At 49.7% G+C, this 24,021-nt stretch carries 27 protein-coding genes and 1 pseudogene; 24 read left to right on the top strand and 4 right to left on the bottom strand.

The features are described from left to right. Positions 1 to 207: 207 nt before the first annotated feature. From BACFIN_RS0219450 to BACFIN_RS16680, 4 genes are all read left to right on the top strand, one after another. On the top strand, positions 208 to 621 hold the full coding sequence (locus BACFIN_RS0219450; protein ID WP_004315319.1) for a hypothetical protein: 414 nt from the start codon (positions 208 to 210) through the stop codon (positions 619 to 621). A gap of 245 nt (positions 622 to 866) precedes the next feature. Next, positions 867 to 1,478: an RteC domain-containing protein gene (locus tag BACFIN_RS16670; RefSeq protein ID WP_004309735.1), complete on the top strand. Its 612-nt coding sequence runs from the start codon at positions 867 to 869 to the stop codon at positions 1,476 to 1,478. Positions 1,479 to 1,606: 128 nt separating this feature from the next. Further along, positions 1,607 to 3,061 carry an ATP-binding protein gene (locus BACFIN_RS16675; protein ID WP_004309736.1) on the top strand — a complete coding sequence of 485 codons (1,455 nt, stop codon included), beginning with the start codon at positions 1,607 to 1,609 and terminating at the stop codon, positions 3,059 to 3,061. Between the two features lie 5 nt (positions 3,062 to 3,066). Continuing rightward, positions 3,067 to 3,480 (top strand): hypothetical protein, encoded by a 414-nt coding sequence (locus BACFIN_RS16680; protein ID WP_005643906.1) that lies wholly within the window; start codon positions 3,067 to 3,069, stop codon positions 3,478 to 3,480. A 94-nt stretch (positions 3,481 to 3,574) separates the two neighbouring features. On the opposite strand, the gene mobC is transcribed toward BACFIN_RS16680, so the two are convergent. From mobC to BACFIN_RS22895, 4 genes are all read right to left on the bottom strand, one after another. Continuing rightward, positions 3,575 to 5,584, bottom strand: coding sequence for a conjugal transfer protein MobC (mobC, locus tag BACFIN_RS16685; RefSeq protein WP_005643908.1), 2,010 nt, complete (start codon positions 5,582 to 5,584; stop codon positions 3,575 to 3,577). Positions 5,585 to 5,616: 32 nt separating this feature from the next. Then, positions 5,617 to 6,867, bottom strand: coding sequence for a conjugal transfer protein MobB (gene mobB / locus BACFIN_RS16690; protein WP_004310285.1), 1,251 nt, complete (start codon positions 6,865 to 6,867; stop codon positions 5,617 to 5,619). Continuing rightward, positions 6,846 to 7,274, bottom strand: a complete 429-nt coding sequence (mobA, locus tag BACFIN_RS16695; protein ID WP_007749067.1) for a conjugal transfer protein MobA — start codon at positions 7,272 to 7,274, stop codon at positions 6,846 to 6,848. Before mobA ends, mobB begins: the two co-directional genes overlap by 22 nt. 312 nt (positions 7,275 to 7,586) lie before the next feature. Beyond that, positions 7,587 to 7,838 (bottom strand): hypothetical protein, encoded by a 252-nt coding sequence (locus tag BACFIN_RS22895; RefSeq protein WP_007749059.1) that lies wholly within the window; start codon positions 7,836 to 7,838, stop codon positions 7,587 to 7,589. Between the two features lie 116 nt (positions 7,839 to 7,954). Between BACFIN_RS22895 and BACFIN_RS16705 the strand changes: the two genes are divergently transcribed. The 20 genes and pseudogenes from BACFIN_RS16705 (at position 7,955) to BACFIN_RS16795 (ending at position 23,659) form a co-directional block, all read left to right on the top strand. Next, positions 7,955 to 8,710, top strand: coding sequence for a ParA family protein (locus BACFIN_RS16705; protein ID WP_005867743.1), 756 nt, complete (start codon positions 7,955 to 7,957; stop codon positions 8,708 to 8,710). A gap of 5 nt (positions 8,711 to 8,715) precedes the next feature. After that, positions 8,716 to 9,165 (top strand): annotated as a pseudogene (locus tag BACFIN_RS20475) (DUF3408 domain-containing protein). Positions 9,166 to 9,189: 24 nt separating this feature from the next. Further along, entirely contained in the window at positions 9,190 to 9,552 is a 363-nt protein-coding gene (locus BACFIN_RS16710; protein ID WP_007749044.1) for a DUF3408 domain-containing protein, read from the top strand. After that, the gene (locus tag BACFIN_RS16715; protein ID WP_007749043.1) at positions 9,549 to 10,289 is read left to right on the top strand and encodes a hypothetical protein; all 741 of its coding nucleotides are present in this window, start codon (positions 9,549 to 9,551) and stop codon (positions 10,287 to 10,289) included. Before BACFIN_RS16710 ends, BACFIN_RS16715 begins: the two co-directional genes overlap by 4 nt. Before the next feature lie 203 nt (positions 10,290 to 10,492). Then, positions 10,493 to 10,804 carry a DUF4134 domain-containing protein gene (locus BACFIN_RS16720; protein WP_007749042.1) on the top strand — a complete coding sequence of 104 codons (312 nt, stop codon included), beginning with the start codon at positions 10,493 to 10,495 and terminating at the stop codon, positions 10,802 to 10,804. A 10-nt stretch (positions 10,805 to 10,814) separates the two neighbouring features. Beyond that, positions 10,815 to 11,147 (top strand): DUF4133 domain-containing protein, encoded by a 333-nt coding sequence (locus BACFIN_RS16725; RefSeq protein ID WP_007749041.1) that lies wholly within the window; start codon positions 10,815 to 10,817, stop codon positions 11,145 to 11,147. After that, complete coding sequence (locus BACFIN_RS16730) at positions 11,144 to 13,645, top strand: TraG family conjugative transposon ATPase (protein WP_007749039.1); 2,502 nt, start codon at positions 11,144 to 11,146, stop codon at positions 13,643 to 13,645. The genes BACFIN_RS16725 and BACFIN_RS16730 overlap by 4 nt, the downstream gene beginning before the upstream one ends. A 33-nt stretch (positions 13,646 to 13,678) precedes the next feature. Then, positions 13,679 to 14,062 carry a DUF3876 domain-containing protein gene (locus BACFIN_RS16735; RefSeq protein ID WP_007749037.1) on the top strand — a complete coding sequence of 128 codons (384 nt, stop codon included), beginning with the start codon at positions 13,679 to 13,681 and terminating at the stop codon, positions 14,060 to 14,062. A 30-nt stretch (positions 14,063 to 14,092) separates the two neighbouring features. Then, positions 14,093 to 14,722 (top strand): DUF4141 domain-containing protein, encoded by a 630-nt coding sequence (locus BACFIN_RS16740; RefSeq protein WP_032839173.1) that lies wholly within the window; start codon positions 14,093 to 14,095, stop codon positions 14,720 to 14,722. A gap of 3 nt (positions 14,723 to 14,725) precedes the next feature. Beyond that, positions 14,726 to 15,730, top strand: coding sequence for a conjugative transposon protein TraJ (gene traJ / locus BACFIN_RS16745; protein WP_007749029.1), 1,005 nt, complete (start codon positions 14,726 to 14,728; stop codon positions 15,728 to 15,730). Between the two features lie 204 nt (positions 15,731 to 15,934). Next, positions 15,935 to 16,558 carry a conjugative transposon protein TraK gene (traK, locus tag BACFIN_RS16750; protein WP_004308925.1) on the top strand — a complete coding sequence of 208 codons (624 nt, stop codon included), beginning with the start codon at positions 15,935 to 15,937 and terminating at the stop codon, positions 16,556 to 16,558. Between the two features lie 6 nt (positions 16,559 to 16,564). Next, entirely contained in the window at positions 16,565 to 16,873 is a 309-nt protein-coding gene (locus BACFIN_RS16755) for a TraL conjugative transposon family protein (protein ID WP_007749023.1), read from the top strand. Then, a complete protein-coding gene (traM, locus tag BACFIN_RS16760) occupies positions 16,854 to 18,272 on the top strand; it encodes a conjugative transposon protein TraM (protein ID WP_007749020.1) in 1,419 nt (472 codons plus the stop codon). Before BACFIN_RS16755 ends, traM begins: the two co-directional genes overlap by 20 nt. A gap of 70 nt (positions 18,273 to 18,342) precedes the next feature. Next, positions 18,343 to 19,329, top strand: coding sequence for a conjugative transposon protein TraN (gene traN / locus BACFIN_RS16765; RefSeq protein WP_007749017.1), 987 nt, complete (start codon positions 18,343 to 18,345; stop codon positions 19,327 to 19,329). A gap of 2 nt (positions 19,330 to 19,331) precedes the next feature. After that, a complete protein-coding gene (locus BACFIN_RS16770; protein WP_007749013.1) occupies positions 19,332 to 19,907 on the top strand; it encodes a conjugal transfer protein TraO in 576 nt (191 codons plus the stop codon). Between the two features lie 8 nt (positions 19,908 to 19,915). Further along, entirely contained in the window at positions 19,916 to 20,794 is an 879-nt protein-coding gene (locus BACFIN_RS16775) for a toprim domain-containing protein (protein WP_007749010.1), read from the top strand. An 18-nt stretch (positions 20,795 to 20,812) separates the two neighbouring features. Continuing rightward, positions 20,813 to 21,319, top strand: a complete 507-nt coding sequence (locus tag BACFIN_RS16780; RefSeq protein ID WP_007749007.1) for a DUF3872 domain-containing protein — start codon at positions 20,813 to 20,815, stop codon at positions 21,317 to 21,319. Next, a complete protein-coding gene (locus tag BACFIN_RS16785; protein WP_007749005.1) occupies positions 21,316 to 21,843 on the top strand; it encodes a glycoside hydrolase family protein in 528 nt (175 codons plus the stop codon). The genes BACFIN_RS16780 and BACFIN_RS16785 overlap by 4 nt, the downstream gene beginning before the upstream one ends. Before the next feature lie 125 nt (positions 21,844 to 21,968). Continuing rightward, positions 21,969 to 22,625: a response regulator transcription factor gene (locus BACFIN_RS16790; protein ID WP_007749002.1), complete on the top strand. Its 657-nt coding sequence runs from the start codon at positions 21,969 to 21,971 to the stop codon at positions 22,623 to 22,625. 5 nt (positions 22,626 to 22,630) lie between these two features. Then, complete coding sequence (locus BACFIN_RS16795; RefSeq protein WP_008645435.1) at positions 22,631 to 23,659, top strand: histidine kinase; 1,029 nt, start codon at positions 22,631 to 22,633, stop codon at positions 23,657 to 23,659. Positions 23,660 to 24,021 lie beyond the last annotated feature (362 nt).

Genomic DNA, 24,021 nt, shown 5'->3' with positions numbered 1-24,021 from the left:
GATGATATAGACATAAGACCGCAAGGCGTTTCGAGCGAAAATCTGGTAAATTGAAACTACGGAGACGATTGCGTGATGCTTATGCTATGCCTACGCATAGCGTGCATTCACGTACTCTCCGTAAAGGCTTTACCAGAGCCATCGCTTGAAAGTAGTGTGAATTGCACGCTACTTTTTTGCCTCGCCAAAAAGGAAAGGAAATACGTTATGGCGAAAATACAATTACTTGCCGTTATCTCAATAGATGGCTGTCCGATGAAACTGCATCCCCGGAAGCGGTTGCTTCAAACCGAAGATTACGGTATGGATGAAATACGTGCCAATGCCCTGTATAAGCTGACATCCGACTATTCGGTATCCGTGCTTCAAGAATGGAGAGAGGAAGGTGGAAGCATTTGCCATTTGTTGGAAGTAACTGCCGGGAATACCGAATATGCCAACGGACTGTTACGGATGAACGTGATAGATGAAATCATACTATACGTTGTTCCAACCATCGACGGAAACGGAGCGCATTTTTTCAAGTCAGCACTACCTATGAATGACTGGCGGCTTATGGAGAACAAAACTTATAGGGACGGAGTAATCCGGCTTACCTATCATAAAGAGCCACGGGCATAAAATGTTCAGATTATGAACATCTTGGCGGAATTTCCGTGTTCAGAAAGTGAACACATGTTCAGAATCTGAACACATTTCACAAGGGATGCAATCAAGGATAAAATTATTTTTGAATTTTATCTTTCTGAAAAACAATGTAGTACAATTTTCTCACAATCTTTTCTCGTGTTTAGGGCTATGATTTGCCCATATATCAGTGTGCGCACACTGATAAACAAGTGTAAACCCTCAAAACAGAAAAGATAATGAACCATCTCATATTGGCGGAAACACAGTTTTTCGCCCTGATAAACGGAAAAGACAACGGTAGCACGGAAACGGCATACGGCGGATTCGTGCAGGAAGTAATAAACCTGTGCTACGGCGGCAATGATGCCAAGCATATTATTGTGGCGTTGGCTTTTGCCGAAATCGAATTACAGCACCATCCGCAGAACTTGTCGGCATCGGAGGAGAATGTCGTCACTGTGTATATCCGCAAGGCGTTATCATTCATCCGAAAGATGCAGAAGATGGTATCCGCTTCTGCAATTACCTCCGTGCCACCACTAACATCCACATCCGAAACCAAAGCCACAGTCCCAGCCCTGCAATGGACCGGTAATGCCGTCGAGTTGGTAGAACTAATCTATGCCCTCTACGCCACCGGCTGCATCAATGGCGGCAAGGCTTCGCTGAAAGAGCTTGCCCCTGTCCTCTATTCCTTTTTCGGTGTGGAGTCCAAAGACTGCTACCGCTTCTATACGGACATCAAACGCAGGAAAAGCGACAGTCGCACCTACTTCCTTGAAAAGATGCAGGACAAACTGAACGCGAAGATGCGACATGACGATGAATTGGAGCGGATGAGGAGATAAACGAATGCCAAACAAAGGATAAGCGGCCGGATTATACGGTTTCTTATCCTTCTTCATTTACAATCACTCTATTATCTGCCGGAAAGCCGATTAAAATCATTAACTTTGCAAGTATTAATCAATGACGGATGAAAATAGATAACCTCGAAATATTGAATGGACTGATTGCCGGAGCCGAAGGCGGGACAGTTGAGTTCAAAGAAACTACCGGGCAGTTGGAGCGTGGAATTGAAACTCTTTGTGCCTTCTTGAACGGTACGGGCGGCACGGTGCTGTTCGGTGTAACCGACAAGGGAAAGATTATCGGTCAGGAAGTGAGCGACAAGACGAAGCGCGATATTGCGGAAACCATCAGACGAATCGAGCCGTTTGCGACCATTGATATATCCTATACAGACATTCCGGGAACGAACAAAAGTGTTATAGCTTTATCAGCGGAAGAACAACGATATATGCGCCCGTTCACCTATAAGGGGAGGGCTTATCAACGGATAGAGAGCGTTACATCTGCCATGCCGCAGGGTATATACAACCTGTTGGTTATGCAGCGAGGCGGAACCTATGCTTGGGATTCCATGCAAAATCCCAGCTTGAAAATATCCGACCTTGACGAAACGGCAATCTTGGGCGCAGTACGTGGAGGAATCAGAGGCGGACGTTTGCCGGAAGGTTCTATGCAGGAGGATGTCCGAACCATCCTTGAAAAATTTGACTTGTTGAATGATGGAAAGCTGAACAATGCTTCCGTTGTCCTATTCGGACGAAACTTCTACCATTATCCCCAATGTCTGCTCCGTTTAGCCCGGTTCAAAGGAACGACAAAAGATGAATTTTTAGATAATCAGCGTGTGACAGGCAATATATTCAACTTGCTGGATGCTGCAATGGCATTTTTCTTCAAGCATTTGTCCCTTTCCGGTAAAATTGAAGGTTTGTACAGAGAAGAGGAACTGAATGTGCCATATAAGGCATTGAGAGAATGTTGCATAAATGCTTTTGCACATCGTGTTTACCATCGCCCCGGCAGTTCAGTCGGGATTGCTATCTATGATGACCGCGTGGAGATTGAAAACAGCGGAACATTTCCGCCTGATATTACCATTGAGAAACTGTTGGGTGGCCACAATTCCGAACCACAAAATCTGATAGTAGCCAATGTGCTGTACAAAAGTGCAGTATTGGAGAGTTGGGGACGTGGCATAGCCCTTATGGTAAACGAATGTCGCCGTGTCGGTATTCCGGATCCGGAGTTTCATACCGACGGCAATGCTGTATGGATTGTGTTTCATTATACAAGAACTACAGTAGGACAAGACCCCACAGCAACCCCACAGCAACCCTATAGTAACCCCACAGTAACCCCACAGTTAGGAAAACTGTTGTCTGCTATTGGGAACAACACTCTCTCTGCTAAAGAAATCATGGAGAAAACGGGAATGAAAGATAAAAGGAATTTCTTAAAGAACTATATCCATCCGGCAATAAATTCCGGTTTGGTCCTTTCACTTTATCCCGTAGGCTCCAAGAGTCCGCAACAGAAATACTATCTTACTGATAAAGGTAAAGGTTTCCTGCAACAATAACGGGTATGGCTAAAAAGAAGAAACATAAGAATGATGTAAAAACTGATTTACCGATAATCATGGATTATGGTATCGGCAGTATATCCGTTTATGACCCGGCAGACATGATGCCATACAACGAGCCGCCAATTAGCGAACAAATCCGCTTCAAGAAACTCGGCAAAGAGATGAAATCCGAGTTCAAGTGGCTGGTATCTTCCGTAGTGATTGAGTATTGGCAAGAAAACCGACAGATACCTTTCGGTGAAGAAATGTCGAAACTCAGAACCAGACTGTTGAGAATGTTTGCCGAAGAATACAGCATACTGCTTAAAGACGATACAGAGCTGAAAAATTATTTGCTGACGCTTGCCATTACCACCATCAACAAGCATCTCAAATCTGAGAATAAAAAGAGGGCGTCAAAACTCTCTTTTTAACAAAATTACCCTTGCTACAGATATCTGTGACAGGGGTAATTTTCATATTTGGGGTGTTTTGACACATCCCCTTTTTCATATATAAAGGAATCTGTTATTTCTGCTGCAACAGGTGTTTCAAGTTTTCATCATTTGCGATACGTTCCAGTTCCTCTTGAACAATCTGCTTCACTTCCTCCTTGATGCGCCTGTAATTCGCCTGAACCGTTTCCTTCATGCGGTCGTTGCCGTCCCCGTCCGTAAAGTCGGTAATGACGGGGATTTTCTTGTAGGCTTTCTCCTCGCGCCTCACCTTCTCGGCATCCACGACAATCTCACAATGAAAAATCTTCTGCTCGATACGCTCGTTGAAGTTGTCGGACACCGAACCGACAAACATACCCTGCGTCAAGCCGGAAATCTTGCTTGGCGGGATGAGTGAATCCATCTGCGTGTTGATGGAGGTGGAAACATCCTGCCGGTTGATGGAAATGGACTGCCGTTTCTGCAACACCTTACCGAAGCGTTCGGAAAGCGTCTTGGCGGTTTCACCCACCACCTGACCGGAAAAGATATTGCCGACGGTGTTCATCACGACCTTCGCTTCTTTATCACCGTAGTCGCGCACCAACTGGCTGAAATCCTGAAAGCCCAGACACACGGCAACCTTGTTGCTTCGCGCGGTGGCGATAAGGTTGTCCAACCCCTTGAAATAAATCGTGGGCAGCTCGTCGATGATGACCGACGACTTCAGCATCCCTTTCTTGTTGATGAGTTTCACGATACGGGAGTTATACAGACCGAGAGCGGCCCCGTAGATATTCTGACGGTCGGGATTGTTGCCCACACAGAGTATTTTCGGTTCTTCGGGATTGTTGATGTCCAGCGTGAACTCGCTGTCCGACATCACCCAATAGAGCTGCGGGGAAATCATCCTTGACAAAGGGATTTTCGCGCTTGCTATCTGCCCCATCAACTGCTCCGCAGCCCCTCCGAGCCATGCGTCCATGAACGGAGAAAGATAGTTTTCCAATTCCGGGTAAGAGGTCAGTATCGGGAAAATATCCTCATAGCGGCGGTTCAGGAACTCAATCGCATGGGGGAATGTACAATACTTGCCGTTCTGGAAAATTTTGAGATACCAGATAATAGCCGCGAAAAGGATGATGGGCGATTCTACGAAAAAGTCGCCCTGCTTTTGCACCCAACTTTTATTTAAGTTGAGCATAATGGTGTACGCACTCTCATAAGCGTCCGTAATATCCTCCATGAAGTCCGGGTGAATGGGATTGCAACGGTGCGAACGTCGCGGGTCATCGAAGTTTATCACATAAAACTTCGGTTTCACCTTGTAGCCCTCCGGGTGGTTCAGCAGATGGTTGTATGCTATCGTGGACAAGTCGCTGAATTTGAAGTCGTACACATACATCGAGAAGCCCTTTTCTATCTGCTGCTTGATGAAATTATTTACCACTGCATAGGATTTACCGCTGCCCGGCGTACCCAACACGATGGAAGCCCTAAAAGGATTCACGACATTGATCCAGCCATTGTTCCAACGCTTTTTGTAGTAAAACCGTGTCGGAAGATTGACCGAATACTCGCTTTCGATAAGCCTTGTTTCCTGCATGAAACTCTCGTTTTCGTTATTGAACACATCGTCCATAAGGTTGTGCTTCAACAGACGGCTCATCCACAGACCGCCCATCAGCAGGCAGACATAACCTGCGCCGACGGTCAGAATATACAGTCCCGTCACCGCCTCTATCGGGAGCGGCAAAGCCAGTATCCACCAGTTGAGGAAGAACAGCACGAAGCCAACGGCAAGGGCTGTCCAGATTCTTCCCCAAGTGATTTTCTCACCCTTTACGCCCTTTGTCCCCAAACAGGACAAGGCAAGCAGTAGGACGGCAAACAGTTTTGTGTACAGGATGGAACGGAACAGCCCCGCCGTGCGGTTGAAGTTCATCAGGATTCTGTCCACCACGCCGATCTCCACTCCCCAGAGCCGTATGGCTTCATAACAGAACCAGTACACGTTCATGACCACTAAAATAATACTCACGGCACGCAGAAAATCCATGATTTTCGCCAACGCCCTCAAATCGTCTTCTTGTTGTGACATACATTGATTTTTTTGATTGTTGATATTTTCGATTACATTCCCAAGCCCTTGCGCTTCTTCTTTTTCTTCTTGCGCTGCATCGCCCGGATGAAGGCTTCCTCCTCGGCGTCCACTGCCGGACCTTCGGGGGCAAACAGGTTCATACCACCCGAATGGTTCTCGTATTCCCCTCCGGAATATCCTTGTTTGTCCTCTTGTCCCTCCACCATAACGGAAAGCGGAATCGACGGCTGTCCAGCGTAAGGCTGCGTGAAGTGTTCCTGCAAGGCGTTGGCGGAAAGTTCCTTGCCCATGCGTGAGCCGTTCAGCACGCAGCCCGTACGGTGGTCGATGAACGTGGCTCCGTAGATGCGCCCTTCCTCCGTGTAGCGTAGTACGGTGTCGATGCCCTTTCCTTTGAGGGTGGCTACAAACTTCTCCTTGTCATACGTGCCTTCCAGCACGGAAAGGACGGTGCGTTTCGTCATGTCGGCAAGTTTCCTCTCCTTAAACTCCTGCTTGGAACGGGCAAACTTCTTCTGTACGGCTTCATAGCCGACGGACTTCCCGAACAGCGAGGACTTGAAAGGATTGCCGACCTTGTTGCCCTTGTCGTCCGTGACGGAATAGACCAGCCCGTGATACTCACGTCTGCGCACATTGCCATGTGCTTCCTCCACTGTCATATTATATAAGGAAAGGAGGGCACGGTATTCTCCCATCGTTTGGAAACGGTATTGCCCGTTCAAAGCCTTAACGATATTCCCCACCTGCTTCTTCACGTCGCCCGCAGAGGCGTCCACCTTGCGCAGCGGCGTGTCAAGACGGCGATTCTTGCGTTCCGCGTCATGCAGCCCGTACTTCCGTTCCAGTTCGCGTGTTATCTGCTTGCTCCGGTAAAAATTGTTCCGGGTGTCTATGCTCCTGCCGTTCTCGTCCACCCTGACCGTCACGATATGCAGATGGTGGCGGTCGATGTCCTCATGCTTGAAAACGAGATACGGCTGGTTGCCGAAGCCCATCTTCTCCAGATACTCCCGTGCGATGTTCTGAAGCTCCGTGTCCGTCAAAATATCGTCGGGATGCGGATTGAGCGAGATATGCACCACCGGTTTCTCCACCTTCGACCGCACGGGCATCAGAGCGAGAAAGTCCTCCATAGCCCGGTGGATGTCCATCGTTCCCGTACCGTCATTGTAGATGCGGTTGGTTGTCAGAAGCCGCCCTTTCGCCTCGTTGATCTTCTCCCCGTTGTAGGCAAGTGCGCCATACAACGAGTTTCCTACACTGATTTTTGCGACCATTTTTCCTGCATCTCCCTTGAAAGTTCCACAATCTTACGGCTCAGTTTTACGAGTTCGACGGTCTGTTGCTCCAACTTGTAAAGCAACGCCATCGCCTTTTTCTCGGAAAAATGCAGCCTCAGTTCCTTCACTACTTGGTTGTAGTTCGTGCCTATCGCGCGGAACTGCGCATGAAAATCGGACAGTTTGGTGTAGTAATCCACCAGCGTCTTGTCCACTTTCAGCACCTTGAACGGCTGCCCGAAGAAGTGCGCCTTCAGGAAAACCGACTTGGCGTTTACGCCTGACTTCTCGAACATGGAGAGGAAACGGTTGTGTTCCTCCTCACTGAAACGGACGGTGTAGCGGAACACCGCCGGGTCGAGTTTGGGATTTCTCCCGCCTTTGTTTCTTCTTTTTTCACTCATATTACTTTGGATTTAGCGGTTTGACGGCATAAGCCGCCGCTTTGAGGCACAGCACCGCAGGTTTGAGAGGCTTCCCGACTTCGGAGGGTAAGCCCGCCCCCTGCAAGGGCAAGGCGTTTTCGTGGCTGCTCAAAATGTTTTGAGCGGCTGAAAACATACCTTGCTATGTTCAGGTGAACATAAAAATCCGTCGGGGACGGATTGGGGGAATGCCTTTCAAACTCCGGGCTGCGCCACCTGCGGCGAACCCTGCCGTTCGGGTGCAAAGTTACGCCCTTAACGCGGTATCGGGCAGAGGCTTGACCCGGACAATCAATGCCAACCGGCGCAACGTGCTGCCACTTGCCGGAGAAGTGATACAAGTTCCAAAATATCCTTGTTTATTTGCAGTGTGATTCGGATGTGGGACTGAAAATACACTCCTTCCGCCGGATGTTCGGACAGTAATCCGGACATCAATCCAAACGGTTGAAAACAGGTGTATGTATTCAGACAGTTTTCCAAGCACACGTCCATGCGGACGGATAAAAGCATGGGCGGTTGGACAAACCGATGATTACCCATAGGCACAGCCGGATTAAGGAGTGAATAAATAAATGAATGGGAGCGCGTGCGTACGTACTAATGGCAATACGCTACCGCCACCGGACAGATGTATAACCAAATAAATTATCAGACAAATGAAAGAAGCAACTTATGTGGCAATCTCCACGCAGAAAGGTGGAGCGGGTAAGACAACCCTGACGGTGCTTGTAGCAAGCTACCTGCACTATGTGAAAGGCTACAACGTAGCCGTGGTGGACTGCGATTTTCCGCAGTACAGTATCCATGACATGCGCAAGCGCGACATGAAAGCTGTCATGGAGGACGGGCATTACAAGGTGATGGCGTATGAGCAGCTCAAACGGCTGAAGAAGAACCCGTACACCATCAGATGCAGCCGTGCGGAAGATGCGGTAAAGACCGCCGAAAATCTGGTGGCAGCGCAGCCCGACCTTGATTTCGTGTTCTTCGACCTGCCGGGAACCATCAACAATGCCGATGTGGTGCAGACCATTTCCAAAATGGACTACATCTTCACGCCCATCATCGCCGACCGTGTGGTGATGGAGAGTTCCATCAAGTTCGCCACCGTTATCAACGAACAGATGATAAGCACGGGTAAGTCCGGCATCAAAGGGATTTACCTCGTGTGGAACATGGTGGACGGGCGCGAAAAGACGGAACTTTACAAGGCATACGACAAGGTCTGTGCCGAGTTCGCCCTGCCCATTCTGGAAACACATCTGCCGGACAGCAAGCGTTTCCGCAAGGAGACGGCGGCAGAACGCAAGGCGGTATTCCGCTCCACGGCGTTTCCGGCGGACAAAATACTGGTACGCGGCAGCAACCTCGACAAACTCGTCGATGAGATTCTCGGCATCATCAAAAACTGAACGGCATGGCAAAGAAAACAAGAATCGAGGACATCGACAGCGAAGCCGTAATCAACTCGTTTCGACTGGACGATACAAGCATTCCGCCGGAAGCGAGAAGCACGGACGGAAACGCGCCTTCCCCACCTCCGAAAGAAACGGTGTAGGAAACCGTCCCCTTGCCTGTCCCGCACCCCAGAGAGGAACCAGAACGCAGGCGCAGGAACGGCAAGCCGGAAAAGCCGGATTATGACACCGTATTCATATGCGGCTCCAATATCACGGCAAGGCTCGGCAAGCAGGTCTATATCCGCAAGGAATACCACGACCGCATCCAGAAGATGCTTCATGTAATCGGAGGCAACGAGGTGACTATCGCGGCTTTTCTTGACAACGTGCTGACACACCATTTCACGCTGTTCCAAGACGAGATAGCCGAATCGTTCAAACGGCATATGGAATCCTATAATTTATAAACACCCCAAAAACAACAAAGAAGTATGAAAAGAACAAAGAAGAACCGTCAGGCAGGATGCCTGCAAACAGGAAAGAGTGAAAGAACCGCTGCCCGTGCAGCAAAGTGTGTAACCGACTACGATCAGGAAAATACCGGCATTGACTTCCGCAAGGATAAAGGCAGAGACAAACCGCTCTCGACTTTCCTGCAAGCATCGGAAATCAAAACGCGGCAATGTATATACATCAGCCGAGAAATTCATGAGAAAGTCGCTATCGTTGCCAGTCGGATGGGAAACGGTTTGAGCATCGGTAAGTTTGTGGATAACATCCTCCGCGACCATTTCCGACAATACGGGCAGCAGTACATGGAACAGATTGAAAACGCCCAAAAAGTAAGATTATGACAAAGGCGTTTTTAATCGTATCGGTTGCTTGCAACGTGTGGTTCCTGTTCCTGCTGTTCTATGACCGCATCATGGACACAAAGCTCATCCGTTTCTTCAGACACATTGCCGGGCTGTGGCGGTCATTGGACAGTACGGTGGCAGAGCAAGGAAAGGATAAGGAAATACCTCACGCAGACACCTCGGACATCATTGGCAAGAGCCGTTTCAAGATGGCATCGACCCGGACAACCGCTGCCATACCGACGCAAGAAGCCGCCACTTCGGAAAAAGGCATTGAGCTGTCGGAGGAAGAGGCTACTTTTGACGACGGAAACACGGAAACCGTCTCACGCCCGGCACAAGTTCCGGAGGAAAAACTCGATGAAACCTTCACGAGCATCCCGACTTCGGAACTGGAGTACGGAGAGGATGATCCGGAGGACGAGGAACCTGACAAAAAGCAGGCTTCGGGAAGCAGCTTCGAGGATATTGACAGGGCTGTACGCACCATACGGAAGGAATCACCGTCCGATGAGGAAATGCGACACGCCGGAAAGGTCATGACGGAACTGGACGGGACAGAGCTTTATACAAGGATAACGGAACGCCTGACCGATGAAGCAATGAGCGAGAGGCTTGCAAAGGCGATGGCAGTTTTCGTGGATACGGTGAACATGACCGTGACACAACAAAAGGAAAAGGTGTTTGTGATTCCCGACAACATCGAGGAGTTCGACTTCCGAAACTATGTATAACAGCTAAAAAAGAATGGAAATGAAAACGTAAGACAGCATCACACCACGCGCACGGCGGTACAAGGTACAGCCAATCCGCAACGGACACACCCAAGTCCGTAGAAACAAACGGGCAACCACTAAAACCAAAGTAAAGTAATCAAGTATCAACCGCCCGAAAAAGGGCTATCCACCCTTTCAACGGCACAAAACAAGAACAGTTTATGAACAAGAACATCAGACAAAAGTTAATCATCTCTGCGGCACTTATGATTGCCGCAACCGCCTCCGCATTTGCGCAGGGAAACGGTCTGGCAGGTATCAACGAAGCCACCTCTATGGTGAGTTCGTATTTTGACCCCGGCACAAAATTAATTTACGCCATCGGCGCGGTAGTCGGGCTTATCGGTGGCGTGAAAGTGTACGGAAAATTCTCGTCCGGTGACCCGGACACCTCGAAGACCGCTGCCTCGTGGTTCGGGGCTTGCATCTTCCTGATTGTCGCCGCCACCATCCTGCGCTCATTCTTCCTTTAATACACAATGTATGGCTGAATACCCGATAAACAAGGGTATCGGCCGTCCGGTCGAGTTCAAGGGTCTAAAGGCTCAGTACCTCTTCATCTTCTGCGGAGGTCTGCTGGCTCTCTTCGTCCTGTTCGTCATCCTCTACATGGTCGGCATCGACCAGTGGATATGTATCGGTTTCGGCGCGGCATCGTCTTCCGTCCTCGTATGGCAGACCTTCGCGCTGAACGCCCGGTACGGCGAACACGGGCTGATGAAATTGGGAGCGGCAAGGAGCCATCCCCGATACCTTATCAACCGGCGGCGGATCACCCGATTATTCAAACGGCAACGAAAGGAAGAAACGACATGAGAAATACATCCAAAATGACAACACTGGAAAACAAGTTCCCCCTGCTGGCGGTGGAGCATGGCTGCATCATTTCCAAAGACGCCGACATCACGGTGGCTTTCGAGGTGGAACTGCCGGAGCTTTATACTGTGACGGGCGCGGAGTACGAGGCGATACACGGCTGCTGGTGCAAGGCTATCAAGGTGCTGCCGGACTTCTGCGTCGTACATAAGCAGGATTGGTTCATCAAGGAACGCTACAAGCCGGAATTACAGAAGGACGACATGAGTTTTCTGAGCCGCTCCTTTGAACGCCACTTCAATGAGCGTCCGTACCTGAAACATTCCTGCTATCTCTACCTGACCAAGACGACGAAGGAGCGTAACCGGATGCAGAGCAACTTCAGCACGCTGTGCCGTGGGCATATCATCCCGAAGGAGCTGGACAAGGAAACCGCCGGGAAGTTCATGGAAGCTGCCGAACAGTTCGAGCGCATCATGAACGACAGCGGCTTTGTCAGGCTGCGCCGCCTCTCCACCGACGAACTTGTCGGGACGGAGAAGTCCGCCGGGCTGATAGAGCGTTACTTCTCGCTCATGCCCGAAGGCGACACGACCTTGCAGGACATCGACCTCTCGGCAAAGGAAATGCGCATCGGCGACAACCGCCTGTGCCTGCACACCCTCTCCGACGCAGAGGATATGCCCGGACAGGTGGCTACCGACATCCGCTACGAGAAACTCTCCACGGATCGAAGCGACTGCCGCCTCTCCTTTGCCTCACCCATGGGGCTGCTGCTCTCCTGCAACCACATTTACAACCAGTATGTGATTATCGACAACAGCGAGGAAAATTTGCAGAAGTTCGAGAAGTCCGCAAGAAATATGCAGTCGCTATCCCGATACAGCCGGAGCAACAGCATCAACTGCGAGTGGATAGACCAGTACCTGAACGAAGCCCATTCCTACGGGCTGACCTCGGTACGGGCGCACTTCAACGTCATGGCGTGGAGCGATGACGCGGAGGAACTGAAGCACATCAAGAACGATGTGGGCAGCCAGCTCGCCAGCATGGAGTGCGTGCCGCGCCACAACACCATCGACTGCCCGACACTCTACTGGGCGGCGATGCCCGGCAATGCGGCGGACTTTCCGGCGGAAGAGAGTTTCCATACCTTCATCGAGCAGGCGGTATGCCTTTTCACGGAGGAAACCAACTACCGCAGCTCGCTCTCGCCCTTCGGCATCAAGATGGTGGACAGGCTTACGGGAAAACCGTTGCACCTTGACATCAGCGACCTGCCGATGAAGCGGGGCATCACGACGAACCGCAACAAGTTCGTGTTGGGTCCTTCGGGAAGCGGCAAATCCTTCTTTATGAACCACCTCGTGAGGCAATATTACGAGCAGGGTACGCACGTGGTATTAGTGGACACGGGAAACTCCTATCAGGGCTTGTGCGAGATGATCCGGCGCAAGACAAACGGGGCGGATGGCGTGTACTTCACCTACACAGAGGAGAAACCGATTTCGTTCAACCCGTTCTACACCGATGATTACGTGTTCGACGTGGAGAAAAAGGACAGCATCAAGACGCTGCTGCTGACGCTCTGGAAGTCAGAGGACGACAAGGTGACGAAAACGGAGAGCGGAGAATTAGGTAGTGCGGTGAACGCCTACATCGAGCGTATCAGGGCTGACCGGAGCATCGTCCCCTCGTTCAACACCTTCTACGAGTATATGCGTGACGACTACCGCCGCGAACTGGCGGAACGTGAGATAAAGGTGGAGAAGTCCGATTTCAACATCGACAATATGCTCACCACCATGCGGCAGTATTACCGGGGCGGACGCTATGACTTCCTGCTCAACTCCACGGAGAACATCGACCTGCTCGGCAAGCGGTTCATCGTCTTCGAGATTGACAGTATTAAGGAAAATCGCGAGCTTTTCCCGGTCGTGACCATCATCATCATGGAAGCCTTCATCAACAAGATGCGCCGTCTGAAAGGCGTAAGGAAACAGCTGATAGTGGAAGAGGCTTGGAAGGCTTTATCTTCGGCGAACATGGCTGAATACCTGCGCTATATGTACAAGACCGTGCGCAAGTATTACGGGGAGGCAATCGTGGTGACGCAGGAGGTGGACGACATCATTTCCTCGCCCGTGGTCAAGGAGAGCATCATCAATAACTCCGACTGCAAGATACTCCTTGACCAGCGGAAGTACATGAACAAGTTTGATGCCATACAGTCCCTGTTGGGTCTGACGGAGAAGGAGAAGTCGCAGATACTCTCCATCAACATGGCTAACAACCCGTCAAGGCTCTACAAGGAAGTGTGGATAGGACTGGGCGGCACGCAGTCGGCGGTCTATGCCACCGAAGTTAGTGCTGAAGAGTATCTGGCGTACACCACCGAAGAAACGGAAAAAGTAGAGGTGTACCGTCTGGCGGAGCAGCTTGGCGGCGACATCGAAGCCGCCATCCGACAGCTTGCCGAAAGACGAAGGAATAAGTAAAAACAGATTCATCAACCAAAAAAGAAAATGCGTATGAGTATATCAAGAACGAAAATGCTACAAGTCAGCAAGTGTTTAATCGGGCTGGCGGTCATGGTGCTGCAATCCTGCGATGTAGCGGACAACCGCCGTGACCTGCTTTGCGGGAACTGGGAAAGCGTGGAGGGCAAGCCCGACGTGCTTATCTACAAGGAGGGCGAAGCCTATAAGGTTACGGTATTCAAGCGGAGCGGCATCCGCCGCAAATTGAAGCCGGAAACCTATCTCTTGCAGGAGGAGAACGGCAACCTGTTCATGAACACCGGATTCCGCATTGACGTGTCCTACAACGAGGCGACGGACATCCTGACCTTCTCGCCCAACGGGGACTATGTGCGCGTGAACCCGAAACCGGACCATCCGATAGGCGAGCAATAAATAATGAAATCCACTAAAATCCAAAGTAACATGAGAACAAGAATGACATTAGCCATCTGCCTGTGCCTGTTTGCAGTCGGCAGGGCAAGCGCACAGTGGGCGGTGATAGACCCGTCCAACATCGCGCAGAGCATCGTGAACACCTCCAAGAACGTGGTACACACTTCCACGACCGCCCAGAATATGATAAAAAATTTTCAAGAGACGGTGAAGATTTACGAGCAGGGCAAGAAGTATTACGACGCACTGAAATCCGTGAATAATCTGGTAAAAGACGCCCGGAAAGTGCAGCAGACCATCCTGATGGTGGGTGACATCACTGACACCTATGTGACCAGCTTCCAGAGGATGATGCGTGACGACAACTTCACGGTGGAGGAACTGGGAGCCATCGCCTTCGGCTACACCAAGCTGTTGGAGGAATCCAACGACGTACTGACGGAACTGAGGAACGTGGTGAACATCACCACACTCTCCATGACGGACAAGGAACGCATGGATGTGGTGGAACGCTGCTATTCCAAGATGAAGCGTTACCGCAACCTCGTGAGCTACTACACCAACAAGAACATCAGCGTGAGCTACCTGCGGGCAAAGAAGAAGAACGACCTCGACCGCATCATGGGGCTGTACGGGAACATGAACGAAAGATACTGGTAGCCTATGAATTTCGACAACCTTCACCAAATTCTGCGCTCGCTCTACGAGCAGATGATGCCGCTATGCGGGGACATGGCGGGCGTGGCGAAAGGCATCGCCGGGCTGGGTGCGCTGTTCTACGTCGCCTACCGGGTGTGGCAGTCGCTGGCGAGAGCCGAACCGATAGATGTGTTCCCCATGCTGCGCCCGTTCGCGATAGGCTTGTGCATCATGTTCTTCCCGACGGTGGTATTAGGCACGATAAACAGCATCATGTCGCCCGTCGTGCAAGGTACGGCGAAGATGCTGGAGACGGAAACGCTGGACATGAACCGATACCGTGAGCAGAAAGACAAACTGGAATACGAGGCGATGATGCGCAACCCCGAAACAGCCTACCTCGTGTCGAACGAGGAGTTTGACAAACAGCTGGAGGAACTGGGCTGGTCGCCCGGCGACATGGTGACGATGGCGGGGATGTACATCGAGCGCGGAATGTACAACATGAAGAAGGGCATCCGCGACTTCTTCCGCGAAATACTGGAACTGATGTTCCAAGCCGCCGCTCTCGTGATAGACACCATCCGCACCTTCTTCCTCGTGGTGCTGGCGATACTCGGTCCGATAGCCTTCGCCATATCGGTGTGGGACGGCTTCCAAAGCACGCTCACGCAATGGATATGCCGCTACATACAGGTCTATCTGTGGCTGCCCGTGTCGGATATGTTCAGCACCATACTGGCGAAAATACAGGTGCTGATGCTGCAAAGCGACATCGAGCGGATGCAGGCTGACCCAAACTTCTCACTGGATTCGAGCGACGGGGTGTACATCGTCTTCATGATAATCGGCATCATCGGCTACTTCACCATCCCGACGGTGGCAGGCTGGATTATCCAAGCCGGAGGTATGGGAAGCTACGGTCGCAACGTGAACCAGACGGCAGGACGAGCCGGAAGCATGGCGGGCAGCGTAGCGGGTGCAGCCGCAGGAAACATGGTCGGACGTGCCGGGAAACTGCTGAAATAAAGGTATGTATTACGGGATTGGTATTCGCCTGAAAGCAACATACGTATGTAGCCCGTCACGACATACGTATGCAGCAGCCTATTACATACCTATGTAACAGCTCATCACATACGTATGTAGCAACCCATTACATACGTATGTAGCAAGTGGTCGCATACTAATCCGATTGAAAAACGATTAAGAACCGAAAAATAAAATCAAACAATGGAATTTAAGTCACTCAAAAACATCGAATCATCGTTCAGGCAGATACGCCTGTTCGGTATCGTCTTCCTCTCGTTGTGCGCCGTGATAACGGTATGGAGCGTGTGGAGTTCCTACCGCTTCGCGGAGCGGCAACGGGAAAAGATTTACGTGCTGGACAACGGCAAGTCGCTGATGCTGGCACTCTCGCAGGACTTGTCGCAGAACCGTCCGGCGGAGGCAAGGGAACACGTGCGTCGCTTTCACGAGCTGTTCTTCACACTCTCGCCTGAAAAGAGCGCGATAGAGCATAACGTGAAACGCGCCCTGCTATTGGCGGACAAAAGCGTGTACAACTACTATTCGGACTTCGCCGAAAAGGGGTACTACAACCGCATCATCGCCGGGAACATCAACCAAGTGCTGAAGGTGGACAGCGTGGTGTGCGACTTTAACGGCTATCCCTACCGTGCCGTGACCTACGCCACGCAGAAGATCATCCGGCAAAGCAACGTCACCGAGCGCAGCCTCGTGACCACGTGCCGCCTCTTGAACTCGTCCCGTTCGGACGACAATCCCAACGGTTTCACCATCGAGGGATTCACCATCATCGAGAACAAGGATTTACAAACCATCAAAAGGTAAACGGACATGAAGAAAATCAAGAAATCATTTTGGAGCGCGTACTGGAAGCTCCACGACAAAAAGAAAATGCTGGTGGCAAGGCTCAAAGGCTATCTGGACGGTTTGCCCCCGAAGACACGCAAACGCATCGTGCTGGCGATGCTCGCCGCCTTCGCGGTGCTTGCCCTCTACACCTTCGGCAAAGCCGTCTATGACATCGGCAGGAATGACGGCAGCCGGATAGTGACAGACCATGCCGGACAAGTGGAACTGTCCGTAAAACCGGAAAACAATCATAATGTAATACCTTATTTATATGGAACAGACGAAGAATGAACCTAAAAACGAGAACAAGGCGGCTCCCGACAACGGGAAACCGAAGAACCGACGCCAAGCCGAGAGCCATCAAGCCTGCTTGAATGGCCAAGGCGCGAAGGAGGAAGGCAAAGCCAAGGAGCGTAAGCCGCTGACCGAAGCCCAAAGGCTGAAACGTCAGAAAATGATAGTGCTGCCCGCTATGGTGCTGGTATTCATCGGGGCTATGTGGCTGATATTCGCCCCGTCTTCCGACAAGGAGCAGCAACCGGGGACGGGTGGTTACAACATCGAGATGCCCGATGCTGACAAGGCGAACCGCCAGATCATCGGCGACAAGGCGAAAGCCTACGAGCAGGGGGCGATGGAGGAGCGGCAAGAGAACCGCAGCCGCGCCATGCAGGAACTGGGCGATATGTTCGACCGCGAGGTGGCGGAAACGGACGGTGGCAGGGACTTCTACCTTGCCAATCCCGGTGGTACGGAAGAGAATGTGAAGTCCGCCCCGAAGACCATCCAGTCCTCCGCAGCCGCATATCGCGACCTTAATGCCACGCTCGGCAACTTCTACGAGCAGCCGAAGAACGACAACGCGGAGATGAACGAACTGCTGGAGCGTATCGCCTCGCTGGAATCGGAATTGGAAAGCGAGAAAGGCAAGGCGTCCGCTATGGATGACCAAGTGGCACTTATGGAGAAGTCCTATGAACTGGCGGCAAAGTACATGGGCGGACAGAACGGCACACAGCCACCTGTTGGACAGGCGACAGAGCCTTGCCTCGTGCAGAAAGCCGGAAAGAACACGGCTGCACCTGTCAGGCAGGTGGCGCATCAGGTTGTATCCTCGCTCTCACAGCCGATGAGCAACGCCGAGTTTGTCGCCTCCTTCTCGCAAGAGCGTAACCGCAGTTTCAATACGGCGGTGGGCGTCACGACCGTATCGGACAAAAACACCATATCGGCGTGCGTCTATGGGGCGCAGAGTGTGACGGACGGGCAGGCTGTCAAGCTCCGTCTGTTGGAGCCGATGGCGGTGGCGGACAAAATCATCCCCCGTAATGCGGTGGTGGTCGGCACGGCAAAGATTCAGGGCGAACGGCTTGATATTGAAATTACTTCGCTGGAATATGCGGGTACGATTATCCCGGTAGAACTGGCGGTGTATGACACGGACGGGCAGCCCGGTATCTTCATTCCGAACTCTATGGAAATGAATGCCGTCAGGGAGGTTTCCGCCAACATGGGCGGCTCGCTGGGCAGCAGCATCAATATCTCCACCAACGCAGGGGCGCAACTCGCCTCCGATTTGGGTAAGGGGCTGATACAAGGAACCAGCCAGTATATCGCCAAGAAGATGCGTACCGTCAAAGTGCATCTGAAAGCCGGGTACAAGGTCATGCTCTATCAGGACAGGAATTGAAAGTAATAACAATCAACGACTAACAAAAAAACAACAATCCAATTTTTATTTACCACTAAAATCTAAAGTAATGAGAAAAGTAATCATCATGTTTGCCCTCGCTATGGGCATCGTAACTGCCAACGCGCAGGAGAACGTAACCGTTGGAACGGACAACGGAAGTGAACAACCGACCTTGACAAAGGAGGTCTATCCGCAGAAGGAGGCGGACGGCGACCTGTATCACGGGCTGACGAAGAAGCTGACCTTCGACCGCATGGTTCCTCCGCACGGCTTGGAAGTAACCTACGACAAGACCGTTCACGTCATTTTCCCCTCGGAGGTGCGCTACGTCGATTTAGGCTCGCCCGACCTGATTGCGGGCAAAGCCGACGGAGCGGAGAATGTCATCCGCGTGAAAGCTACCGTGAGGAACTTCCCGAACGAAACCAATATGTCCGTGATAACGGAGGACGGGAGTTTCTATACCTTCAACGTGAAATATGCCGCTGAACCGCTGCTGCTCAACGTGGAGATGTGCGACTTCATCCATGACGGCGAAAAGGTGAACCGCCCGAACAACGCTCAGGAAATCTACCTGAAGGAACTGGGCAGCGAAAGCCCGATGCTGGTACGCCTTATCATGAAGTCCATCCACAAGCAGAACAAGCGCGAGGTGAAGCACATCGGCTGCAAGCGATTCGGCATCCAGTACCTGCTGAAAGGTATCTACACGCATAACGGTTTGCTCTATTTCCACACGGAGATAAAGAACCAGAGCAATGTGCCTTTCGACGTGGACTACATCACATGGAAAATCGTGGACAAGAAGGTGGCGAAGCGTACCGCCGTGCAGGAGCAGATTATCCTGCCACTCCGTGCGCAAAATTACGCCACGCTCGTGCCGGGCAAGAAGAGCGAGCGCACGGTGTTCACGATGGCGAAGTTCACCATCCCCGATGACAAGTGCCTCGTGGTGGAACTCAACGAGAAGAACGGAGGTCGCCACCAGTCTTTCGTGATTGAGAACGAGGACTTGGTGCGTGCCAATACCATCAACGAACTTCAAGTGCGCTGACCATGAGAAAGTACATCGCAATAATCATCGCATCGCTTGCCCTGTGTACGGGGCAGGCGCACGCCCAGCGATGCCTGCCGAAGATGCAGGGCATCGAGATCAGGGCGAACATGGCGGACGGTTTCAATCCAGGCGGCAACGACGGCGGGTACAGCTTCGGGGCGGCTCTTTCCACCTACACGAAAAAGGGGAACAAATGGGTGTTCGGCGGCGAATACCTGTTGAAGAACAACCCTTACAAGGACGGGAAGATACCCGTGGCGCAGTTCACGGCGGAGGGCGGATACTACTTCAAGATACTCTCCGATGCCCGTAAAATCGTGTTCGTCTATGCAGGTGCTTCGGCTCTTGCCGGATATGAATCGGTGAACTGGGGCGAAAAGGTGCTGCATGACGGCTCCACGCTTCATGACCGGGATGCCTTCATCTACGGCGGTGCGCTGACGTTCGATGTGGAGTTTTACGTGGCAGACCGTATCGCTCTGCTCGCCAACCTCCGGGAGCGTTGCCTGTGGGGTGGCGACACGAGGAAGTTTCATACGCAGTTCGGGGTCGGCATCAAGTTCATCATCAACTGATACGCCGCATGGAACGAACGGAAATCGACGTCATGAGGCATATACCCCTTGCGGACTTCCTCGCACGGCTGGGACATGAGCCTGTCCGAAGAAGCGGCAACGAGTTGTGGTATCGTGCGCCATACCGCAATGAGCGCACGCCATCTTTCCGTGTGAACGTGGCAAAACAGCTCTGGTACGACTTCGGGCTGGGCAAGGGCGGCGACATCTTCACGCTTGCCGGGGAGTTTATCAGAAGCAACGACTTCATGGAGCAAGTGAAATTCATAGCGGAAACTGTCAATATGCCTATGCCTGTTCCCGAAGGGAGCAAACCGACTTTCCTGCCTAAACCGTCAGAACCTGCCTTTGAGGGAGTGGAAGCCGTCCCGCTGCTTCGTTCTCCACTGACGGATTATCTTGCGGAACGGGGCATCCCTTACGTTGTCGCATCACGCTATTGCTGCCGACTGAATTACGGTGTGCGTGGCAAACGGTATTTCACCGTCGGCTTTCCGAATGTGACGGGCGGGTATGAAATCCGCAGCCGCTTCTTCAAGGGATGCGTACCTCCGAAGGATGTGTCGCTGGTCAAGGCGGAAGGCTCTCCGGCTGACGTGTGCAGCGTCTTTGAGGGCTTTATGGACTTCCTTTCTGCTGCCACGCTCGGATTGGAAACGGGCGACTGTCTTGTGCTGAACTCCGTTTCCAACGTGGAAAAGGCGATGAAGTATCTGGACGGTTATGGGTGCATAGACTGTTACCTCGACCGTGACGAAGCCGGACGGCGGACATTAGAAACGCTGAAAGAACGTTATGGCGGACGTGTCTGCGACCGTTCCGCCCTCTATGACGGTTGCAAGGACTTGAACGAGCATCTGCAACTGACAACGAAAAAAGAACAATAACTTAAAAATCAAAGAACAATGAACATACTGAACAACAAGAACAAGAGAAAATCAATCTTCAAGGCGTTGGCACTCTGTCTTTTCGCCGCCGTGTCGCTCACGCTCGTTTCGTGTGACGACGATATGGACATCCAGCAATCCTATCCCTTCACGGTGGAAACCATGCCTGTGCCTAACAAGGTGACGAAGGGGCAGACGGTGGAAATCCGCTGTGAGTTGAAAAAGACGGGCGATTACGCCAACACCCTCTATACCATCCGGCATTTCCAGTTCGAGGGAGAAGGTACGCTGAAAATGGACAACGGAATCACGTTCCTGCCCAACGACCGCTACCTGCTCGAAAACGAGAAGTTCCGGCTGTACTACACGGTGGAGGGCGACGAGGCGCATAACTTCATCGTGGTGGTGGAGGACAATTTCGGCAATTCATACGAGATGGAATTTGATTTCAACAACCGCAATGTGAAGGACGACGGGGTTATTTCTGTTGTCCCCATCGGCAACTTCAAGTCCCTCACACGATGATGCGTGTATTCACGGCTATCCTCTGTTCGTTTCTGGCGGTCTGTTCCGTGTCTGCACGGGACAGCCGCCATGAGGGAACGGACGGGCAGGCGGCTATTTACCGGCTGCCACCATTCGAGAGGGCGGTGCGATGCACGAAGTATTTTGAAGGCTGGCACTCGGAGAAACACCACCCGTATGTGGGATATGGGCATAAGTTGTTACCGGGCGAAAGGTATTCGGCACGTACCATGACGAAGCGGCAGGCGGAAGCGCTTTTGCGGAAAGACTTACGGAAGTTCTGCGCAATGTTCCGGCAGTTCGGGAAGGATAGCTTGCTCCTTGCCACGCTTGCATACAATGTCGGTCCGTACCGACTCTTGGGAAGCGGAAAGATACCCAAAAGCACGCTGATCCGGAAGCTGGAGGCGGGTGACAGAAACATTTATCGGGAGTATATCGCTTTCTGCAACTACAAGGGTAAACGCCATGCCATGTTGCTCAAACGGAGAAAGGCGGAGTTTGCGCTGCTGTATGCACCATAAAAACAGTTATACCCTTAGCAATCTAAATTTTGTTAAGGGTATTTCTTTGGATTAAAGATGAGTATTTGTTTAAGATTGATTATCTTTGCATTAGATTTAAGTATTAACTAAAAATAGAATGATTTATGTGGCTGTTTAATATATTTAAGAATAAATCTAAAGTAAAAAAAATCCCAAGCCGTACCTTGGATGAATTAAAAAATATAACAAAGATCTTATTTGTTGATGACAAGGCATTCAAGGTCATAGATAATATAAAAGAGAAAAACGGTTGGAAAAATGTCTCAAGGATTGTAGACGTAGAATCATTATCACAAACGGAAATACAAGAATCTCATATCATTTTTGTAGATATTCAAGGAGTGGGTAAAAAAATGAATTTTAAAGATGGAGGGCTTGGTTTGATTGTCGCTCTCAAAAAAGAATATCCAGATAAAAAAATTGTAATGTACAGTGCTGAAAGTCAAGGACAGATAGACGCATTTCATCCAGCTGCAGAACTAGTAGATGCTCGGTTAAGAAAAACTGCGAGTTTATATGAATTTATTTCTACTGTAGAGCGATTAGCTAAAGAAGCGTTTTGTCTTGATAATTGTGTTAAGCATTTGAAGGTTATACTTAGACGGGAATTTGGCATAGAAAAAGACGAAACAGAGATTACTAAAATCATAACTGATTTATACGATAATGAAGGCTATAAGAATCAAAACACTATTGCTTCAGCTTTTAGTTTGTCAAATGCAGGATCGATTGCAAGCATAATACAATTACTTTTAATGTGAAGATAATGAAAGAATATTACATACATATATTTAAAAACAATTCCGTTTTACTTTCAAATCTTCCTGAAGAATTAAGAGAGGAAGCAGATAGATGTAGTTGCAATTTAACAAATTCAATGTGTCCTATTCGACACGTAATGAAACGTCAGAATAAAGAAATTATTACAGATGGTTACATCTATATGTGCTCATATGACACGAGTATAACCAATAAGATTTTTCTACATTATTTTGATATGCTTAGAAGTGTACATATTGCATATGAAGAAAAAATCAAAAATGAAAAAGAAAGATTGATGAAAGATCTAAGAAGGCTTCAGCATAATGTAAACACATATAACGCAACCATACAAGATGAAATCACAAATTTAGTACCACTTGATGATATTCATAACAAGTGGAAAGATGTTGTTCCGTTTGTTGAAAAAATGGTACAAGAAAATCCAAGGTTAACTGCCATTACATTGTTAAAGACAATGAAATTTAGCACATTTGTAACAGCAGAAATGACCGTACATGATTATATAAATGCAGATAATATAAAATTGGAGAAGTACTCTCATTCCATGCATCGAATAGTCAAGTTATCATTACAACCCTATTTCCTGGAATTTGTTGAAAATAATATTGATATAAAAATTGGTGATTGTTATACAAATGTGTTAATTGACTATCCAACAATTTCGGTTGTGTTAGGTCATTTATGGAATAATGCTATTAAGTATATTTATAAAGGTTCATCTTTGGATATTAGTTTTTATTGTAATGAAAACAATCTTACTACAAGTATAAAAATGTATAGTTTGAAAATTGAAAATGATGAAATAGAAGACATTTATACAGAAGGGTATTCTGGAAAATGGGCAAAAATGATATCAAAAGATGGACATGGAATAGGCATGTTTTATATTAAACATCTAATAGAAATGAATGGTGGATATTTTAGTATTAATGCAGGAGTAAATGTAACAAATATCAATGGAATACCCTATGCTAATAATGAGTTTTTATTGAGTCTACCATTAGATATATAGTTGAGTGTGTAGTTTATAAAACAAAATTCAAAAAGAATTTATATGCTATTTTTGTGGATACTATTTTATATTGAAACAATGGTTTCTTTGCTTACTTTCTTATCCGCCATCATGCTCATGAAAGAAAGTAAGGAAGTGTTGTAGAACTCCCCAAAATTCCGAAACTGTATTTTGTAACACATAGTATTTTAATCACTCTTTTTTGGAAAGCACTAATAAAAATTACGTTCTGCAATATTCTTCCACCCATCAAAACGGGGATAAAGTCCTGTCACCATCGTGAACTTTTCCTCCATCATATCGCAATATATTCCCTCGCGCGTTTCTATGTCCTGTCTTGTCTCTTGTAATGTTTTTTGTTC

The organism is Bacteroides finegoldii DSM 17565, from assembly GCF_000156195.1.
Classification (GTDB): domain Bacteria; phylum Bacteroidota; class Bacteroidia; order Bacteroidales; family Bacteroidaceae; genus Bacteroides; species Bacteroides finegoldii.
The sequence above is the reverse complement of the archived record's forward strand: the minus strand, read 5'-3'. Positions and strand labels throughout refer to the sequence as shown.

Excerpts from the sequence above, each read along its gene's own strand:
- BACFIN_RS16670 (WP_004309735.1), top strand. The coding sequence starts at position 867 with ATGAACCATCTCATATTGGCGGAAACACAGTTTTTCGCCCTGATAAAC.
- BACFIN_RS16725 (WP_007749041.1), top strand. The coding sequence starts at position 10,815 with ATGGCTGAATACCCGATAAACAAGGGTATCGGCCGTCCGGTCGAGTTC.
- BACFIN_RS16720 (WP_007749042.1), top strand. The coding sequence starts at position 10,493 with ATGAACAAGAACATCAGACAAAAGTTAATCATCTCTGCGGCACTTATG.
- BACFIN_RS16790 (WP_007749002.1), top strand. The coding sequence starts at position 21,969 with ATGTGGCTGTTTAATATATTTAAGAATAAATCTAAAGTAAAAAAAATC.
- BACFIN_RS16730 (WP_007749039.1), top strand. The coding sequence starts at position 11,144 with ATGAGAAATACATCCAAAATGACAACACTGGAAAACAAGTTCCCCCTG.
- mobA (WP_007749067.1), bottom strand. The coding sequence starts at position 7,274 with ATGAGTGAAAAAAGAAGAAACAAAGGCGGGAGAAATCCCAAACTCGAC.
- BACFIN_RS16770 (WP_007749013.1), top strand. The coding sequence starts at position 19,332 with ATGAGAAAGTACATCGCAATAATCATCGCATCGCTTGCCCTGTGTACG.
- traN (WP_007749017.1), top strand. The coding sequence starts at position 18,343 with ATGAGAAAAGTAATCATCATGTTTGCCCTCGCTATGGGCATCGTAACT.
- BACFIN_RS16795 (WP_008645435.1), top strand. The coding sequence starts at position 22,631 with ATGAAAGAATATTACATACATATATTTAAAAACAATTCCGTTTTACTT.
- BACFIN_RS16775 (WP_007749010.1), top strand. The coding sequence starts at position 19,916 with ATGGAACGAACGGAAATCGACGTCATGAGGCATATACCCCTTGCGGAC.
- BACFIN_RS16680 (WP_005643906.1), top strand. The coding sequence starts at position 3,067 with ATGGCTAAAAAGAAGAAACATAAGAATGATGTAAAAACTGATTTACCG.
- mobB (WP_004310285.1), bottom strand. The coding sequence starts at position 6,867 with ATGGTCGCAAAAATCAGTGTAGGAAACTCGTTGTATGGCGCACTTGCC.
- BACFIN_RS16780 (WP_007749007.1), top strand. The coding sequence starts at position 20,813 with ATGAACATACTGAACAACAAGAACAAGAGAAAATCAATCTTCAAGGCG.
- traK (WP_004308925.1), top strand. The coding sequence starts at position 15,935 with ATGGAATTTAAGTCACTCAAAAACATCGAATCATCGTTCAGGCAGATA.
- mobC (WP_005643908.1), bottom strand. The coding sequence starts at position 5,584 with ATGTCACAACAAGAAGACGATTTGAGGGCGTTGGCGAAAATCATGGAT.
- BACFIN_RS16710 (WP_007749044.1), top strand. The coding sequence starts at position 9,190 with ATGAAAAGAACAAAGAAGAACCGTCAGGCAGGATGCCTGCAAACAGGA.
- BACFIN_RS0219450 (WP_004315319.1), top strand. The coding sequence starts at position 208 with ATGGCGAAAATACAATTACTTGCCGTTATCTCAATAGATGGCTGTCCG.
- BACFIN_RS16675 (WP_004309736.1), top strand. The coding sequence starts at position 1,607 with ATGAAAATAGATAACCTCGAAATATTGAATGGACTGATTGCCGGAGCC.
- BACFIN_RS22895 (WP_007749059.1), bottom strand. The coding sequence starts at position 7,838 with ATGGGTAATCATCGGTTTGTCCAACCGCCCATGCTTTTATCCGTCCGC.
- BACFIN_RS16785 (WP_007749005.1), top strand. The coding sequence starts at position 21,316 with ATGATGCGTGTATTCACGGCTATCCTCTGTTCGTTTCTGGCGGTCTGT.
- BACFIN_RS16755 (WP_007749023.1), top strand. The coding sequence starts at position 16,565 with ATGAAGAAAATCAAGAAATCATTTTGGAGCGCGTACTGGAAGCTCCAC.
- traM (WP_007749020.1), top strand. The coding sequence starts at position 16,854 with ATGGAACAGACGAAGAATGAACCTAAAAACGAGAACAAGGCGGCTCCC.
- BACFIN_RS16740 (WP_032839173.1), top strand. The coding sequence starts at position 14,093 with ATGAGAACAAGAATGACATTAGCCATCTGCCTGTGCCTGTTTGCAGTC.
- traJ (WP_007749029.1), top strand. The coding sequence starts at position 14,726 with ATGAATTTCGACAACCTTCACCAAATTCTGCGCTCGCTCTACGAGCAG.
- BACFIN_RS16705 (WP_005867743.1), top strand. The coding sequence starts at position 7,955 with ATGAAAGAAGCAACTTATGTGGCAATCTCCACGCAGAAAGGTGGAGCG.
- BACFIN_RS16735 (WP_007749037.1), top strand. The coding sequence starts at position 13,679 with ATGAGTATATCAAGAACGAAAATGCTACAAGTCAGCAAGTGTTTAATC.
- BACFIN_RS16715 (WP_007749043.1), top strand. The coding sequence starts at position 9,549 with ATGACAAAGGCGTTTTTAATCGTATCGGTTGCTTGCAACGTGTGGTTC.